15 protein-coding genes are annotated in these 14016 nt (G+C 72.6%); 9 read left to right on the top strand and 6 right to left on the bottom strand.

The features are described from left to right. Positions 1-47: 47 nt before the first annotated feature. Complete coding sequence (locus tag HTZ77_RS35895) at positions 48-626, bottom strand: TetR/AcrR family transcriptional regulator (RefSeq protein WP_175594211.1); 579 nt, start codon at positions 624-626, stop codon at positions 48-50. A 162-nt stretch (positions 627-788) separates the two neighbouring features. On the opposite strand from HTZ77_RS35895, the gene HTZ77_RS35890 reads away from it, so the two are divergent. Further along, entirely contained in the window at positions 789-1910 is a 1122-nt protein-coding gene (locus HTZ77_RS35890) for an MFS transporter (RefSeq protein ID WP_328808963.1), read from the top strand. A 15-nt stretch (positions 1911-1925) separates the two neighbouring features. On the opposite strand, the gene HTZ77_RS35885 is transcribed toward HTZ77_RS35890, so the two are convergent. Both HTZ77_RS35885 and HTZ77_RS35880 read right to left on the bottom strand, forming a co-directional pair. Then, complete coding sequence (locus tag HTZ77_RS35885) at positions 1926-4115, bottom strand: serine/threonine-protein kinase (protein ID WP_328808962.1); 2190 nt, start codon at positions 4113-4115, stop codon at positions 1926-1928. Between the two features lie 195 nt (positions 4116-4310). Next, on the bottom strand, positions 4311-5144 hold the full coding sequence (locus tag HTZ77_RS35880; protein WP_175594208.1) for an LLM class F420-dependent oxidoreductase: 834 nt from the start codon (positions 5142-5144) through the stop codon (positions 4311-4313). Between the two features lie 112 nt (positions 5145-5256). Here HTZ77_RS35880 and HTZ77_RS35875 point away from each other — a divergent pair, with 112 nt between their 5' ends. Together HTZ77_RS35875 and HTZ77_RS35870 are read left to right on the top strand one after the other, a co-directional pair. Beyond that, a complete protein-coding gene (locus HTZ77_RS35875) occupies positions 5257-6504 on the top strand; it encodes an LLM class flavin-dependent oxidoreductase (RefSeq protein ID WP_175594207.1) in 1248 nt (415 codons plus the stop codon). Beyond that, entirely contained in the window at positions 6501-7373 is an 873-nt protein-coding gene (locus tag HTZ77_RS35870; RefSeq protein WP_175594206.1) for a TIGR03619 family F420-dependent LLM class oxidoreductase, read from the top strand. The genes HTZ77_RS35875 and HTZ77_RS35870 overlap by 4 nt, the downstream gene beginning before the upstream one ends. A 6-nt stretch (positions 7374-7379) precedes the next feature. Here HTZ77_RS35870 and HTZ77_RS35865 read toward each other — a convergent pair whose 3' ends face one another. Both HTZ77_RS35865 and HTZ77_RS35860 read right to left on the bottom strand, forming a co-directional pair. After that, positions 7380-8288 carry a phosphotriesterase family protein gene (locus HTZ77_RS35865; protein ID WP_175594205.1) on the bottom strand — a complete coding sequence of 303 codons (909 nt, stop codon included), beginning with the start codon at positions 8286-8288 and terminating at the stop codon, positions 7380-7382. Then, a complete protein-coding gene (locus HTZ77_RS35860) occupies positions 8285-8707 on the bottom strand; it encodes a carboxymuconolactone decarboxylase family protein (protein WP_175594204.1) in 423 nt (140 codons plus the stop codon). Before HTZ77_RS35860 ends, HTZ77_RS35865 begins: the two co-directional genes overlap by 4 nt. 86 nt (positions 8708-8793) lie before the next feature. Here HTZ77_RS35860 and HTZ77_RS35855 point away from each other — a divergent pair, with 86 nt between their 5' ends. Genes HTZ77_RS35855 through HTZ77_RS35845 form a run of 3 tightly spaced genes read left to right on the top strand, consistent with a single transcriptional unit; the run spans position 8794 to position 10669 of the window. After that, positions 8794-9414 (top strand): CGNR zinc finger domain-containing protein, encoded by a 621-nt coding sequence (locus HTZ77_RS35855; RefSeq protein WP_175594203.1) that lies wholly within the window; start codon positions 8794-8796, stop codon positions 9412-9414. A 47-nt stretch (positions 9415-9461) separates the two neighbouring features. Further along, entirely contained in the window at positions 9462-10277 is an 816-nt protein-coding gene (locus tag HTZ77_RS35850) for a HipA family kinase (RefSeq protein WP_175594202.1), read from the top strand. After that, a complete protein-coding gene (locus HTZ77_RS35845) occupies positions 10274-10669 on the top strand; it encodes a DUF3037 domain-containing protein (protein WP_175594201.1) in 396 nt (131 codons plus the stop codon). The genes HTZ77_RS35850 and HTZ77_RS35845 overlap by 4 nt, the downstream gene beginning before the upstream one ends. Positions 10670-10910: 241 nt before the next feature. Here the strand turns inward: HTZ77_RS35845 and HTZ77_RS35840 are convergent, their stop codons facing one another. Then, complete coding sequence (locus tag HTZ77_RS35840; RefSeq protein ID WP_175594200.1) at positions 10911-11096, bottom strand: hypothetical protein; 186 nt, start codon at positions 11094-11096, stop codon at positions 10911-10913. A gap of 59 nt (positions 11097-11155) precedes the next feature. On the opposite strand from HTZ77_RS35840, the gene HTZ77_RS35835 reads away from it, so the two are divergent. From HTZ77_RS35835 to HTZ77_RS35825, 3 genes are all read left to right on the top strand, one after another. Next, complete coding sequence (locus HTZ77_RS35835) at positions 11156-12184, top strand: fatty acid desaturase family protein (RefSeq protein ID WP_175594199.1); 1029 nt, start codon at positions 11156-11158, stop codon at positions 12182-12184. After that, positions 12181-13707 carry an MFS transporter gene (locus HTZ77_RS35830; protein ID WP_175594198.1) on the top strand — a complete coding sequence of 509 codons (1527 nt, stop codon included), beginning with the start codon at positions 12181-12183 and terminating at the stop codon, positions 13705-13707. Before HTZ77_RS35835 ends, HTZ77_RS35830 begins: the two co-directional genes overlap by 4 nt. Positions 13708-13805: 98 nt before the next feature. Further along, the coding region (locus HTZ77_RS35825) for a helix-turn-helix domain-containing protein (RefSeq protein ID WP_175588630.1) at positions 13806-14016 on the top strand (211 nt) is incomplete at its 3' end.

Genomic DNA, 14016 nt, shown 5'->3' with positions numbered 1-14016 from the left:
TTGCGGCGCGGGGAGGTCCTTTTGTCGTTCCGGGAGTCCCGGCGCGTTCAGGCCGATGTCGCGAGCGCCCTGACCGCGAAGTCGATCGCCGTGGCGAGCCGCCGGGGGTCGTGCCCGGCGCGTTCGCGCACGCGCAGTCCGAGCACCGTCGTGAACAGCGATTCCACCGCGGCGTCGACGTCCAGCGCGGCGGGCAGGTCGCCGTCGCGGATGCCGCGGCGCAGCAGCGACGCCAGGGTCGTCCGGGTGACCTCGAACGCGGCCTCGGTCCTCTCCTGGACCTCGGGGTCGGTGGTGCCGAGTTCGGCGGCCGTGTTGACCACGAAGCAGCCGAGGCCGGCGTCGTGGCCGACCATCCAGATCAGCCACGCCCGCAGGATGTCGAGGCTGGCGCCCGGGGCGTTGAGCTGCTCCTCTGCCTGCGTGGAGTCGGTCGCCCGGTAGTGGTCGAGCGCGCGCAGGAACAGGGTGTGCTTGTCGGTGAAGGTGCGGTACAGGCTGCTCTGCTTGAGACCGAGCTCGGCGCCCAGGTCGCGGACGGACGTGGCGTTGTAGCCGCGACGCCAGAACAGCCGGGTCGCCCTGGCGACCACGTCCTGCTCGTCGAACTCCCGGGGTCGTGCCATGGCCGCCACTCTACCCGTGTTGTGGAGCGTTCGCTCCCGTATTAGGGTGTGCCGCCATATGGGAGCGATCGCTCCCGAATGAGAGAAGGGACCTCCCACATGACGGCGACCCATCCCCTATCGGCCGCGCCGGCGCGGAGCCATTGGCTCGCGGTGTCCGCGGTGGCTTTCGGCACGTTCCTCCTGGTGACGGCCGAGCAGCTGCCCATCGGGCTGCTCGCTCCGGTCGGCTCGGCGCTGTCGGTCTCCGAGGGCGCGGCGGGGCTGATGGTCACGGTCCCCAGCGTCGTCGCCGCCGTCGCCGCGCCGGTCGTGCCGGTGCTCGTCGGCAGGCTGGATCGCAGGCTGCTGCTCGTCGCCCTGATGGCGCTCATGACGCTCGCCAACGCGGCCTCCGCCCTGGCGCCGAGCTACCCGCTGCTGATCGCCGCCCGCGTGCTGGTCGGGGTGGCGATCGGCGGATTCTGGGCCGTCGCCGGCGGCCTGGCGGTCCGGCTCGTCCCGGCCGCGCACGTGCCGCGGGCCACTGCGATCATCTTCGGCGGCGTCGGGGCCGCGAACGTCTTCGGCGTCCCCGTCGGCACGTTGATCGGCGGGCTGGCGAGCTGGCGGATCGCGTTCGGCGCGCTGGGCGCGCTGGCGCTCGCCGTGCTGTTCACCCTGCTGGCGGTGCTGCCGCCGTTGACCGCCGCCCGGCCCGTCAGCCTGGGGCGGCTGGGCGGGCGGCTTCGCGACCGGGGGGTGCGGGTCGGCATCGTGGCGACGTTCCTGATCGTGACCGGCCACTTCACGGCCTACACGTTCATCGGTCCCGTGCTGCGGGACCTGTCGGGCCTCGACGAGCGGCTCGTGGGGCCGCTGCTGTTCGGGTTCGGCGTGGCCGGCGTCGCGGGGAACTTCGTCGCGGGGGCCGCGGTGGCGAAGCGGCTGCATCGGACGGTCCTCGCCATCGCCGCCGCCCTGGCGCTGACCATGCTCGCCTACCCCGTGGTGGGGCTCACCCGCGCGGGCGGGGTGACGCTGCTCGTCGTCTGGGGTCTGGTGTACGGCGGGGTCTCCACGAGCCTCCAGACGTGGATGATCAAGGCGGCGCCCCACGCCGTCGAGGAGGCGTCCGCCTTGTGGGTGGCGGTGTTCAACCTCTCGATCGGTCTGGGCGCGCTGGCGGGCGGGGCGGTCGTCGAGACCCTGCCGCTCCAGGGCATCCTGTGGCTCGCCGGCGCCCTCTTCCTGGTGGCCGGGCTGGCGGTGTGGGGCGCACGCCGGAACGCGAGCCTCAGGTGACCCGGCCTCCGGATCTCAGGCGGGCCTTTCGGTGGTGGTGGAGGTCGGGGTCGGGCTCTCCGTGGCCGGGGGTTCGGAGGGTTCCGTGGGGTCGGGGTCGCTCTGGGCCAGGACGCCGACCGTGAGCACCACGCCCGTGCCCGGCTTCGCGCAGGCGCCGGCCGCGACGCTCTGCGCGAGGACCGTGCCGGCCCGCGCCTCGTCCGTCACCAGCCGCGTTTCCTGCGTCACCGTGAACCCGGCGGTACGCAGCGTGCCGCTCGCGCCCTCGCCCGTACGGCCGAGCACGCCCGGCATCTTCGTCCCGTGCCTGGACACCACGAGCGCCACCCTGCCGCCGCCGGCCACCCGCGTGCCCGCCTGCGGGCTGGAGGACAGGACCTGCCCGTCCGGGCGGGCGGAGCAGGACGTGGTCACCGCCCCCAGCGCGAGCCCGGCGCTGGTCACGGCGGTCTCGGCGGCGCCGCGGCGCATGCCGGTGACGGCGGGCACGACCAGCCCGGCCGAGACCCGCAGCGCGACCGCCGTCCCCTTGGGCACGGCCGCCCCGGCCTGGGGCTGCGTGCCGAGCACCTGCCCGACCTTGCGGGGGGAGTCCACCTGGGTGACCGTGCCGGGCACGAGACCGGCGCGTTCGAGCGCCTTGACCGCCACCCCGCGGTCGAGACCGGTCAGCGACGGGACCTGGATGCCCGCGGGGACCCGCGCCGGCGGGTCGGCGGCCGGAGCCGTGGCCGGGTCGCCGGCGGGCTGCTGCGCCCCGGTGCTGTGGCGTTCACGGTGGGGGGTGGCGTGTGCCGCGTCGGGCATCGTGCCGGCCGGGGCGCTGGTGATGACGGTGGGACGGGCCGCGGCCGGGTCCGAGCCCCCGTGCCGGAACGCCGGCACCACGACCGTCACCAGCACCGCCGCGCTCACCAGGAGAGCGGCGGAGACGGCCAGGCCGGCCCGGTTGAACGCCTGCCCGACGTGCCGGGTCTGCTCGGTCTCACCCGGTACGGGGCCGGTGCCGAGCGGGGAGCCGTACGTCGCGGGATGGACGGCGCCGCTCGCCCACGGCCCTCCCTCGGGGGGACGCCCGGCGCGGAAGGACCCGTCCTCGGGGAGGGCGTAGCCGTGCGGAGCGCCGGTCGCCTCGGGGAGGACGTAGCCGTACGGGGCGCCGGTCGCCTCGGGCTGGGCGAGCGGCGCGCCGGCGGACAACCCGGGGGAGACGGATCCGGGGGTGAGGGGCGCGGGGCCGAGCGGGGAGGATCCCGCCAGCGCGTACGCCACAGGGGACGACGGGAAGTCCTCGCCCTCCCCGGACGGGAAGCCCTCGCCGGCCGGGACGGCCGGATCCGGTGCCGGCGGCGGGGTGCGCAGAATGTGGGGCGGAGGCGAGCGCAGCACCTCCGCCGGCACGCCCTCCGCGTCCCCCAGCAGCTCCAGCAGCAGCTCCCTGCTGCTCGGCCGGTTGCGGGCGTCCTTGTCGAGGCACGCCGCCACGATGTCCCGCAGCCGCCCGTCCAGCCGTCCCAGCTCGGGCGGCGCGGTGAGGATGCGGTGCAGCACCGGCGCCACGGAGTCCTGGCCGAACGGCGCCACCGCGTTGGCCGCGAAGCACATCGTGGCGCCCCAGGAGAACACGTCCGCGGCCCCGGTGACCGCCGAGGCGGTGATCTGCTCGGGCGCCATGTACGCCGGGGTGCCCACTCCCCTGCCGCTGACCGTGGCGGCCGCGTCGAGCGCCCGGGCCAGGCCGAAGTCGATGACGCGCGGCCCGTCGACGCCGAGCAGCACGTTCTGCGGCTTGAAGTCGCGGTGCACGATGCCGGCCCGGTGGATCGCCGCGAGCGCCGTCGCGGTGCTGACCGCGAGGCGTTCCAGCGCGGCGCCGCCGCGCGGCCCGGTGAGCACGACGTGCCGTTGCAGCGACGGCCCGTCGACGTACTCGCTCACGATGTACGGCCGGCCCTCGTCGAAGCCGGCCTCGATCACCTGCGCGGTGCAGAACCTGGCCACGTGCTTGGCCAGCTCCACCTCCCGCAGGAACGCCGCCCGCTCGTCCCCGACGGGTCCGTGCAGCAGCTTGACCGCGTAGGTCTCCTCGCCCCTCGAACCGAGGAACACCACGCCCTGTCCGCCCTCGCCCAGGCGTCCGGTCAGCTCGTACGAGCCGAGCCGCCGCGGGTCCCCCGTCCTGAGCGGCTGCGCCGTTGGCACGGGGCGCCTCCCCTCGCCGCCACCCCACATCACCTTCCACTGAAGGCAACCGGCGCCGGAGAGTCAACGGTCCTGCCCGCATCGCCACCGGACCGTGACACTCAAGGTCAGAAAACCGCCGGACATTTCGCGAAGTGGTGACATCCTTGGAACCCCAGGGCGGCACGATGCTCCCCACCCAGGTAAGCCCGGCTGTCAGACGGGCCGCTGGACGAGCCGGGCGTACTCGTCCAGGACGGGCAGCACCACGTCGGCCGGTCCGCTCGGCAGGTTCGCCACCGTCTCCTCGATCCCGAGCTCCGCGTAGTAGGCGAGCTTCTCGCGGGTCGGAATGGTGCCGAACGGGATCACCCGGGCCATCGGCCGCCCGGCCTTCTCGCACGCCTCGCGCAGCGCCGGCAGGGCGGCCTTGATCCCCTTGCCGCCGATGGGCATCCACCCGTCGGCGTACTCGGCGACGTGGGCGAACATCTTCGGTCCCGCCGCGCCGCCGATGTAGACGGGCGGGCCGGAGACCGGCTTGGGCCAGGACCAGGAGGGCGCGAAACGCGCGAAACGGCCGTCGTAGGAGGCCACCTCGTCGCGCCACAGCGCCCGCATGGCCAGCACGTTCTCGCGCGCCATCTCGCGCCGCGCCCCGTACGGGACGCCGTGGTCGGCCATCTCCTCGACGTTCCAGCCGAAGCCGACGCCGAGCACCACGCGCCCGCCCGACAGGTGGTCGAGGGTGGCGACGGCCTTGGCGGTGACGACCGGGTCGCGCTGGGCGGCGAGCAGGATGCCGGTGCCGACATGCAGCCGCTCGGTGACGGCGGCGGCGTAGGACAGCGCGACCAGCGGGTCGAGGGTGCGCCGGTACGGCTCCGGCAGTTCGGCCTCGCCGTTGGGCGGCGGCGTGCGGCGCGAGACCGGGATGTGGGTGTGCTCGGGCACGTAGAGGGAGGCGAAGCCGCGCTCCTCCGCCGCCCTGGCGAGCTCGTGGACCGGCATGGCCCGGTCGGTGGTGAACATCGTGACCCCGAGCCGCATGCGCCCGCCCTCCTCAGGAAGCGACCAAGCAAGTCAACCAAGCGATTGCTCGGCTAAGATTTCTAGAGTAGCTTGCCGCACAGAGAAACGCCCCGTGGAAAGAGGTCTCCCGGTGAAGTTTTCCATCTTCCTGAATCCGCAGATCCCAGGCTCCGGATACGCGGCTGAGGAGAACGCCAAGGCCAAGCGCCCCATCGGGCGCGACACGGAGTCGTATCAGCGGCTGCTGCACGAGGTGCGGGAGATCGCCGTCCACGCCGACCGGATCGGCTTCGACGCGCTGATGATGACCGAGCACCACTTCCACTCGGAGGGCATGGAGTTCTCGGTCAACCCGCTCATGTTCCTGACCGACCTGGCGGCCAGGACCGAACGGATCCTGCTCGCGCCGCTCGGCATGGTGCTGCCCGCCTGGGACCCGATCAGGGCGGCCGAGGACGTGGCCCTGCTCGACCAGTTCTGCAAGGGCCGGCTGCGGCTGGGCGTGGCGCGCGGCTACCAGAACCGGTGGATGAACGTGCTCGGGCAGCGCTGGCACGCGGCGGCCGCCCGTTCCGACGGCTCGGCCTCCGACACGCGCAACTTCGACGTCTTCGGCGAGGTCCTGAAGATCATGAAGATGGCGTGGACGCAGGAGACCCTCCGCTACAAGTCGGACGTGCTGGAGTACGAGGTGCCCTACCCGTTCGACGGGATCGAGGGCTGGCCCGCCCAGGACTGGACCCGGACCTTCGGCGCCCCGGGCGAGCTCGACGACGAGGGCAGGGTGCAGGCCGTCTCGGTCTGCCCGCGGCCGTACCAGAACCCCTACCCGGAGCTGTGGCAGCCGTTCACCATCTCCGACCGCTCGGTCATCAGGGCGGCGCAGGAGGACATCCTGCCGTGGATGTTCACCCCCAACCCCGACGACCACGCCGCCAAGGCCAAGCTCTACCAGGAGGAGTCGGCCCGGCAGGGCCGCGAGTACAAGCTGGGCGAGCACACCGGCATCCTCAAGATCGTGGGCATCGCCGACACGACCGAGGAGGCCATCAACACCTTCGGCCGGAGCATCCCCAAGGACTTCGCCGCCTTCTTCGGCCCGTTCGGCTACCTGGAGGTGCTGCGCAAGAAGGAGGACGAGAAGCACAAGCCCATCTCGCCGGAGAAGGGCGACGCCAAGCGGATGAACGACGTCGAGATGGCGCTGTTCGGCACCCCGGACGACGTCAAGCGCGGCATCCAGCGGATGCTCGACCGGATGCCGGACCTGGAGTGGTTCGGCCTGTACATGCAGGGACAGCAGGGCGTGCTGCCGCTCGACACGGTCAAGCGCAACCTGGAGCTGTTCGCCACCAAGGTCATCCCGGAGTTCCAGTGAGATTCTGGCTGGGGGCCTCGTTCACGGACACCGGCCAGTACCTGGAGCTGGCCCGAGCGGCCGAGCGGTGCGGGTTCGACACGCTGACGCTGTCGGACCACCTGTTCTACGCCGACTTCGCCTCGCCGTACCCCTACTCGCGCTCGGGCCGGCCGCGCTGGGACGCGCGTACGCACTGGCCGGACGTGTGGGTGACGATCGGCGCGATGGCCGCCGTGACGAGCACGCTGCGCTTCGCGCCGAACGTCTACATCGCCCCGGCCCGCGACCTGTTCACCGTGGCCAAGCAGGTCTCGACGGCGGCGGTGCTGTCCGGCGGCCGGGTGAGCTTCGGGGTGGGCGTCGGCTGGTGCAAGGAGGAGTTCCTGGCCACCGGGCAGGACTTCCACACGCGGGGCCGCCGACTCGACGCGATGATCCCGGCGCTGCGCGAGCTGTGGACCGGCCGTGCCATGACGGTGGACGGCCTGCCCGAGCTGTCGATCGCGCCCGTGCCGGACCGGCCCGTCCCCGTGATCGTCGGCGGGGACAGCGAGGCCGCGCTGCGCCGCGCCGCCCGGCTCGGCGACGGCTGGATCGGCAACCGGGTCTACACCGAGGAGCAGTTCGAGGGCGTCCTGGCCGACCTGCGGGCGTCGCTGCGCGAGCACGGCCGCGACGACGACGGCTTCGAGATCGTCGCGCCGCTGGCCGTCATGCCGGACGCCGCGACCTACCGCCGCTTCGCCGCCAAGGGCGTCACGGGGACGATGGCGGCGCCGTGGTGGCTCGCCACGCCCGAGGAGAAGGCCCGGTACGGCGAGGACACCCTGGAACTCAAGATCGCCACGATGGAGCGCTTCGCCGAGGAGGTCATCGCCAAGATGTGAGGCGGGTCATGGCTGCCGCCAGCGCGCCGCGAAGGCACGGGCCGGGTTGCCGGTGAAGATCGCGGACGCGACGTCGGGACCCAGTTCGCGTTCGATCCGCGGGCGCAGGCCGCCGAGCAGGAACGGCATGCCCGGCCCGTCCGCGCCGGCCCTGGCCGCCGGCGTGACCGTGTCACCACCGAGCAGGATCTGCCGGGCGTGGCCGGCTTCGGCCAGGACGGCGAGGCTGTCCAGAAGGCGCCAGTCAGTGCCGTGGTGCGGGCGGGAAGGGCCGTCGAACGCCAGGAAGCAGCCGGTCTCGGCGGCCTGCCGGTGGATTCTCGCGTCGGGGAAGCGGTGCAGGTGCCCGAGGATCACCCGTCGCGCGGGAACGCCGTGCGTGTCGCACAGCAGGTGGAGCACGTCGAGCGCGGCGGTGCCGGCCTCCAGGTGGACGCCGATGGGGGCGTCGGTGGCGTGGTGCGCCTCGGCCGCGGCGGCCAGGACGTGGCGGGCGTGGTCGTCGAGGCGGTGGTACGCCCCGGCCACTTTGATCATCCCGGCTCTCACCGGGCCGCCGGTCAGCTCGCGCACGAACAGCCCGGGCAGCCCGCCGTACACCCGCTCCAGCACGCGCTCGTCGTAGTGCTTCGCCTGGTGCATCCCGGTGGCGGAGACGAGGTGCACGCCCGTTCGCCGGGACAGGCCGGGCAGCTCCTCGGTGCGCCGCCGCATCCCCCACGGTGTCCATTGCACGACCGCACGACCGCCGAGCGCGGCGAAAGCCTGCAGTTCGGACAGCGCGGCCCCGGTGTCGTCGAGCTCCTGCCCCGGCAACGCCGGAGAGCCGATGAACAGGTGGTCGTGCGCGTCGCAGACACCGAGCTCCTCGGGAGCGATGTCCCCGAGGACGGTCCGGACCGCCGCCCCCGTCACGCCTCCTCCCGCTCGGCGTCGAGCGCCGCCGCAGCGACGCGCAGCCCGGCCAGCGCCCTGGGCACGCCGATGTAGGGCGCCAGGTGGACGAAGACCTCCACGATCTCCTGGCGCGTCATGCCGACCCGCAGGGAGGTCGTGACGTGGCCGGCCAGTTGCGGTTCCACGGCGCCCAGCGCGGTCAGCGCCGCCAGGTTGACCAGTTGCCGGTCCCGCGGGGACAACCCCTCGCGCAGGTAGGTGCCGCCGAACAGGGCGGTGACGATCCAGTCCGCGAAGCCGGGGGCGAGGTGTTCGAGGCCGGGCAGCGCCGCCTCCCGGGTCTGCTCGTCCTGGAGCAGGTCCAGCAGCCGGTATCCCTCGTCGCGGTCCAGTCGCGCGGGCGTCAGCCGCTCCTGCAGCGCTCGGCTCGTCGTCATGGTCGATCCTCCTCAGGGGATGTAACGCTCTAGGCGTTACGTCACCGTAGCACGCTTGGTAACGCTCAAGGCGTTACACTCGGGTCATGGTCAAGGAGGACCCGCTCGCCTTCCGCTTCGACTGCGGCGCCATCTGGCTGAACCTGCTCGCGACCCAGGGGCGCACCTTCAGCGCGAGCCCGGTCGAACGGCTCGCCACGCCGGGCAGGCTCGCCGAGTGGCTCGAACGCTGCGAGCTCACCCCGGCTCGCCCGCCCGACGATGACGACCTGCACCGGGCGCGGGCTCTGCGGGAGACCCTGCGCCTCCTCGCGCTGGCCACGGTCGACCGGCGGCCACCGCCCGCGGCCGCCGTGGCGGATCTGGTCGCGTTCCTGGCCGAACACGACGATCCGATCCGGCTGACCGCGGACGGGCACCTGCGCCGGGAACCACCGCAGCGGACCGCCGACGCCCTCGCCCGGATCGCCCGCCAGGCGGTGGACCAGATGACCGGCGCCGACCGGTTCGCCCTGAGGAGCTGCCCGGAACAGGACTGCCGGGGCGTCTTCGTCGACCCGCCCGGGCGCCGGCGCTGGTGCCCGTCCCCGGCGTGCGCGAGCCGGGGCAGGGTCCGCGCGCTCCGCGCGCGCCGCAGCGCCGCCGACGGCGGGGGCGGGGGAGCTCCATCCGCGCTGGACCGGCCGGAACACGGTGAAGATCGGTAGGGGACGCTGAGATCGGGGCGGCGCCCCTGGTCCGATACCCTCGTGCCGTGCTGGAATCCATCGCGGCCACGCGTTACGTGACGCCGCTGCGGGAGGGCGGATCGCTGCCGGGGGTCGTGGAGGCCGACGACCTGGGCACGTACGTGGTGAAGTTCCGCGAGGCCGGCCAGGGCCGGCGGGTCCTCGTAGCCGAGATCATCTGCGCGGAGCTGGCCCGGCGGCTCGGCCTGCGCACGCCCGACCTCAAGATCATCGACCTCGACCCGCAGATCGGCGTCCGGGAGCCGGACGAGGAGGTCCAGGACCTGCTCAAGGCCAGCTCCGGCCGCAACCTGGCGGTCGACTTCCTGCCCGGGGCGCTCGGCTTCGACCCGCTCGCCTGGACGCCCGACCCCGGGTTCGCGTCGAAGGTCGTCTGGTTCGACGCGTTGATCCACAACGTCGACCGGAGCTGGCGCAACCCCAACCTGCTGCTCTGGCACGGCGACATCTGGCTGATCGACCACGGCGCGGCGCTGTGGTTCCACCACAACTGGCGCACCGCCGACCCGCAGCGTCCCTTCGACGCGGGAGACCACGTGCTGGCCCCGTTCGCCACGGGCGTCGAGGCGGCCGGGGCCGAGCTGGCCGCGCGGATCACGCCCGAGCTGCTGCGCGCGGTCACGGCGCTGGTGCCCGACGAGTGGCTCGACGACGAGCCGGGCTTCGCCTCGGCGCAGGACGTCCGCGACGCCTACGTCGAGCACCTGCTGAGCCGCGCGCACGGCCCGCGCGCGTGGCTCACCCATGAGCCGCCGGCGCCCGCGCGGGGGCCCGGCGCTCCGGGATCGGTCGGCGAGTTCTGGCGGGGAGACGGCCGATGAGCGCCACGGAGGCCCCGGTGAGGGACGTCTACGAGTACGCGGTGATCCGAGTCGTGCCCCGGGTCGAGCGCGGTGAGCTGATCAACGCGGGCGTGGTCCTGTACTGCCAGCCGCGCGGCTACCTGTGCGCGCGGGTCCACCTCGACACCGTACGGCTGCGCGCCCTCGACCCGGACGCCGACATCGACGGCGTCCGGCGGGCCCTCGGCGCGTACGAGCTGGCCTGCGGCGAGGAGGCGGGGCCGCTGGCCCGCGAACCGCTGGGCGGCAGGTTCCGCTGGCTCACGGCGCCGCGCAGCACGATCGTGCAGACGGGCCCGGTCCACGCGGGGCTCACCGCCGACCCCGGCACCGAGCTGGCCCGCCTGTTCGACAAGCTGGTGCGCCTCTAAGCGCGCGCGGTTTTCCCCCTTCATCGAGCGCGCCGTCGGCCATCGAGCGCGCCTTCGGCGAGATCCGCCGTCCCTGACCAGCAAGGGCCTGAGCATCCTGCGGGGTCTCCGCCGCGCATTCCTCCCACCCCCGCACCCCCGTGACGCGCTCGCGCCTGACGAGCCGAACGTTCCCGGCCAGGCATGCCGTCAGGGGAACGGCCGGCAGAGGCGAGATCATCGGGTTCCTTTCGCGGTGCGGTCAGACGTCGCGGCGATGCACGACGGCGAAGGCCAGGACGGCGGCGGCCGGCGGCCAGGCCGCGCACCCAGCGCACCCCCGGCGGCGCGCCGCGCTCTCCAGCCCCCCGTCCCACAGCACCGTGTCCACCCGGCGGCCTGACAGGCCGTTGCCCCGGGCCGGCGCGCCGGTGACCGACGGATCCAAACAAGCGTCACATACATATGTTTTGTACAGTTGTGCCAAACGTGTGTATGGTCGGCGGCATGGCACAAGCAACCGCAACAGCCACGGCTGCGAGCGACTTCAGCCGTCTGTCCGGACGCATAAGACAAGCCGGGCTCCTCGACCGCCGCCCCCGCTACTACCTGATACGGCTCAGCGCGGTGGCAGGTCTCCATCTGGCAGGCTTGGCGGCGTTCTTCCTGCTCGGCGACTCCTGGCTCCAGATACCGCTGGCCGCCCTCTTCGCGATCGTCTTCGCCCAAGTCGCCCTCGTCCTCCACGACCTGGCGCACCGGCAGATCTTCCTCAGCCGAAAGCCGAGCAAGATCCTCGGACTCCTGGGCGGCAACCTCGCCATCGGGCTCAGCTACGGCTGGTGGATGGACAAGCACACCCGCCACCACGCCAACCCCAACCACGAGGACCTCGATCCGGACGTGGTGCCCGACGTCCTGGTGTGGTCACAGGAGCAGGCACGCGACAGCCGCGGCCTGGCCCGGCTCATCGGCGGCAGGCAGGCGTTCCTGTTCTATCCGCTGCTCCTGCTGGAGGGACTCAACCTGCACGTGGGCGGCATCCGCGCGCTGTGTCGGCCCTGGATGATGCACCGCGCCGTGGAGGGCGCGTTGCTGCTCGCCCATGTCGCTCTCTACCTGGGCGCGCTGGCCTGGGTCCTGTCACCGGGCAAGGCACTGGTCTTCTTCGCCGTACATCAGGGACTCTTCGGCCTCTACATGGGCTGCGTCTTCGCCCCCGGCCACAAGGGCATGCCGACGCTGACCGGGAAGGCCGGCCTGGACTTCCTGCGCAAGCAGGTGCTCACCACCCGAAACGTGCGCGGTGGCCACTTCGTCGACATCGCCATGGGTGGACTCAACTACCAGATCGAACACCATCTGTTTCCCCATATGCCCACGCCCAACCTGCGTAAGGCGCAACCCATCGTGCGGGCCTACTGCCGCCGGCTCGGCCTGCCGTACCACGAAGTCGGTTTCCTGGCCTCGCACGGCGAGGCCCTCCGTCACCTGCACCACGCGGGTGCCCCCCTTCGCGAGAAAGGCCGCTCTTGAGAGCCGGACGCAAGCCATGGATCGGGCTGGCCGTCCTGGTCCTGCCCGTACTTCTGATCTCCGTCGACCTGCACGTGTTGTCGTACGCACTGCCGTTCATCAGCGCCGGCCTGGCGCCGAGCGGCTCCCAACTGCTGTGGATCATCGACATCTACCCGTTCATGCTGGCCGGGCTCCTGTTGCCGATGGGCGCGCTGGGCGACCGGGTCGGACGGCGACGGCTGCTGATGGCCGGCGCCGCCGCGTTCGGCGCGGCCTCCGCGGTCGCCGCGTTCTCGCCCAGCGCCGACCTGCTGATCGCCACCCGGGCCTTGCTCGGGGTGGGCGGCGCCACCTTGATGCCCTCGACGTTGTCGCTGATCCGCAACATGTTCCACGACGACGGCCAGCGCCGGATCGCCATCTCCATCTGGACCGGCGCGTTCGCCGGCGGCGCCATGTTGGGCCCGCTGATGGGCGGCGCGCTGCTGGAACACTTCTGGTGGGGCTCCGTGTTCCTGGCCAACCTGCCGGTGATGGCGCTGCTGCTGATTCTGGCGCCGCTGCTGCTGCCTGAATCGCGTGATCCGCACCCGAGCCGGTTCGACCTGCTCAGCGTCATCCTGTCGCTGGGCGCGATCCTCCCCACGATCTACGGCATCCAGCACATCGCCCAGGACGGCCTCGGCGGGCCGCCCGTCCTGGGCATCGTCGCCGGCCTCTGCCTGGGCGTCGCCTTCGTCCGCCGCCAGCGCTCGATGACCCCTCCGATGCTGGACGTGCACCTGTTCGGCAGCCGCGCCTTCACCACCGCCATCGGCGCCAACACCCTCGGCGTCTTCGCCATGGTCGGTTCCAGCCTCTTCACCACTCAGTACCTGCAGATGGTCATGGGTGCTCGGCCGCTGATCGCCGGCCTGTACGCGCTGCCCTCGGCGGGGACGGCGATGCTCGCCGCCGGGCTGGCCCCGGTGCTGGTGCGCAAGATCCGTCCCGGGCTGGTGGTCTGCGCCGGGCTGCTCATCGGCGCGAGCGGCTTCGCGCTGCTGTCCCAGTTGGACGTGACCGGCCAGGGCGGCCTGCTGATCGCCGGGATCATGCTGATGGCCGGCGGCGTCACCCTCGTCCTGACCGTCTCCTCCGACCTGATCATCGCCACCGCACCACCGGAGCGCGCGGGCTCGGTCGCCGGGCTGTCGCAGGTGGCCACCGAGTTCGGCGGCGCGCTCGGCATCTCGCTGCTGGGCAGCATCGGCACCGCCGTCTACAGGGGGCGACTCGGCGGGATGGACGCTCCGTCAGCGGCGCTGGACACCCTCGGCGGCGCTCTGGAGTCCGCACGGCACCTGCCGGAACCGGCTGCGGCCACGCTCGCCGCCGCCGCCCGCGAGGCCTTCACGCAAGGCCAGCACTACGCCATGATCGCCGCCGCTGCCGGCCTGTGCCTGATGGCACTGCTCGTGCCCGTCCTGCTGCGTTCCGTACGGCGAGCGAACCGTCCGCGACCCAGCCCGGATCACTCCGGACGGCACGTGATGCGCTAGCTGTATTGATCACGGACGTTGTTAACAGTGGGGGTTGATCATAGGAGAGGCCTCCGGTGTGGTGTAGGTGTCGAATCTGCAGCACACGCGGAGGCCTCGTGTCCCACCGTAACGCCCGGCTGACCGTTCATGGTCGCCGTCTGCTCGTTCACCGCGTCCTGTCCGGCCGCCCGGTCGCGCATGTGGCCGCCGAGATGGGCATCTCCCGGCCCACGGCCTACAAGTGGGTACGTCGATGGCGCGACCATGGCGAAGCGGGCTTGCACGACCGCTCCAGCCGGCCCCATACGACCCCGCACCGCACCGCGG

It is taken from the genome of Nonomuraea montanisoli (assembly GCF_013363975.1).
GTDB classification, from domain to species: domain Bacteria; phylum Actinomycetota; class Actinomycetes; order Streptosporangiales; family Streptosporangiaceae; genus Nonomuraea; species Nonomuraea montanisoli.
Note: the sequence above shows the minus strand (reverse complement) of the source record. Positions and strands in the feature narration are given on the sequence as shown.

Coding starts and splice junctions, on each gene's coding strand:
- HTZ77_RS35860 (WP_175594204.1), bottom strand. CDS start 8,707: ATGACGACGAGCCGAGCGCTGCAGGAGCGGCTGACGCCCGCGCGACTG.
- HTZ77_RS35845 (WP_175594201.1), top strand. CDS start 10,274: ATGAGCGCCACGGAGGCCCCGGTGAGGGACGTCTACGAGTACGCGGTG.
- HTZ77_RS35835 (WP_175594199.1), top strand. CDS start 11,156: ATGGCACAAGCAACCGCAACAGCCACGGCTGCGAGCGACTTCAGCCGT.
- HTZ77_RS35855 (WP_175594203.1), top strand. CDS start 8,794: ATGGTCAAGGAGGACCCGCTCGCCTTCCGCTTCGACTGCGGCGCCATC.
- HTZ77_RS35880 (WP_175594208.1), bottom strand. CDS start 5,144: ATGCGGCTCGGGGTCACGATGTTCACCACCGACCGGGCCATGCCGGTC.
- HTZ77_RS35895 (WP_175594211.1), bottom strand. CDS start 626: ATGGCACGACCCCGGGAGTTCGACGAGCAGGACGTGGTCGCCAGGGCG.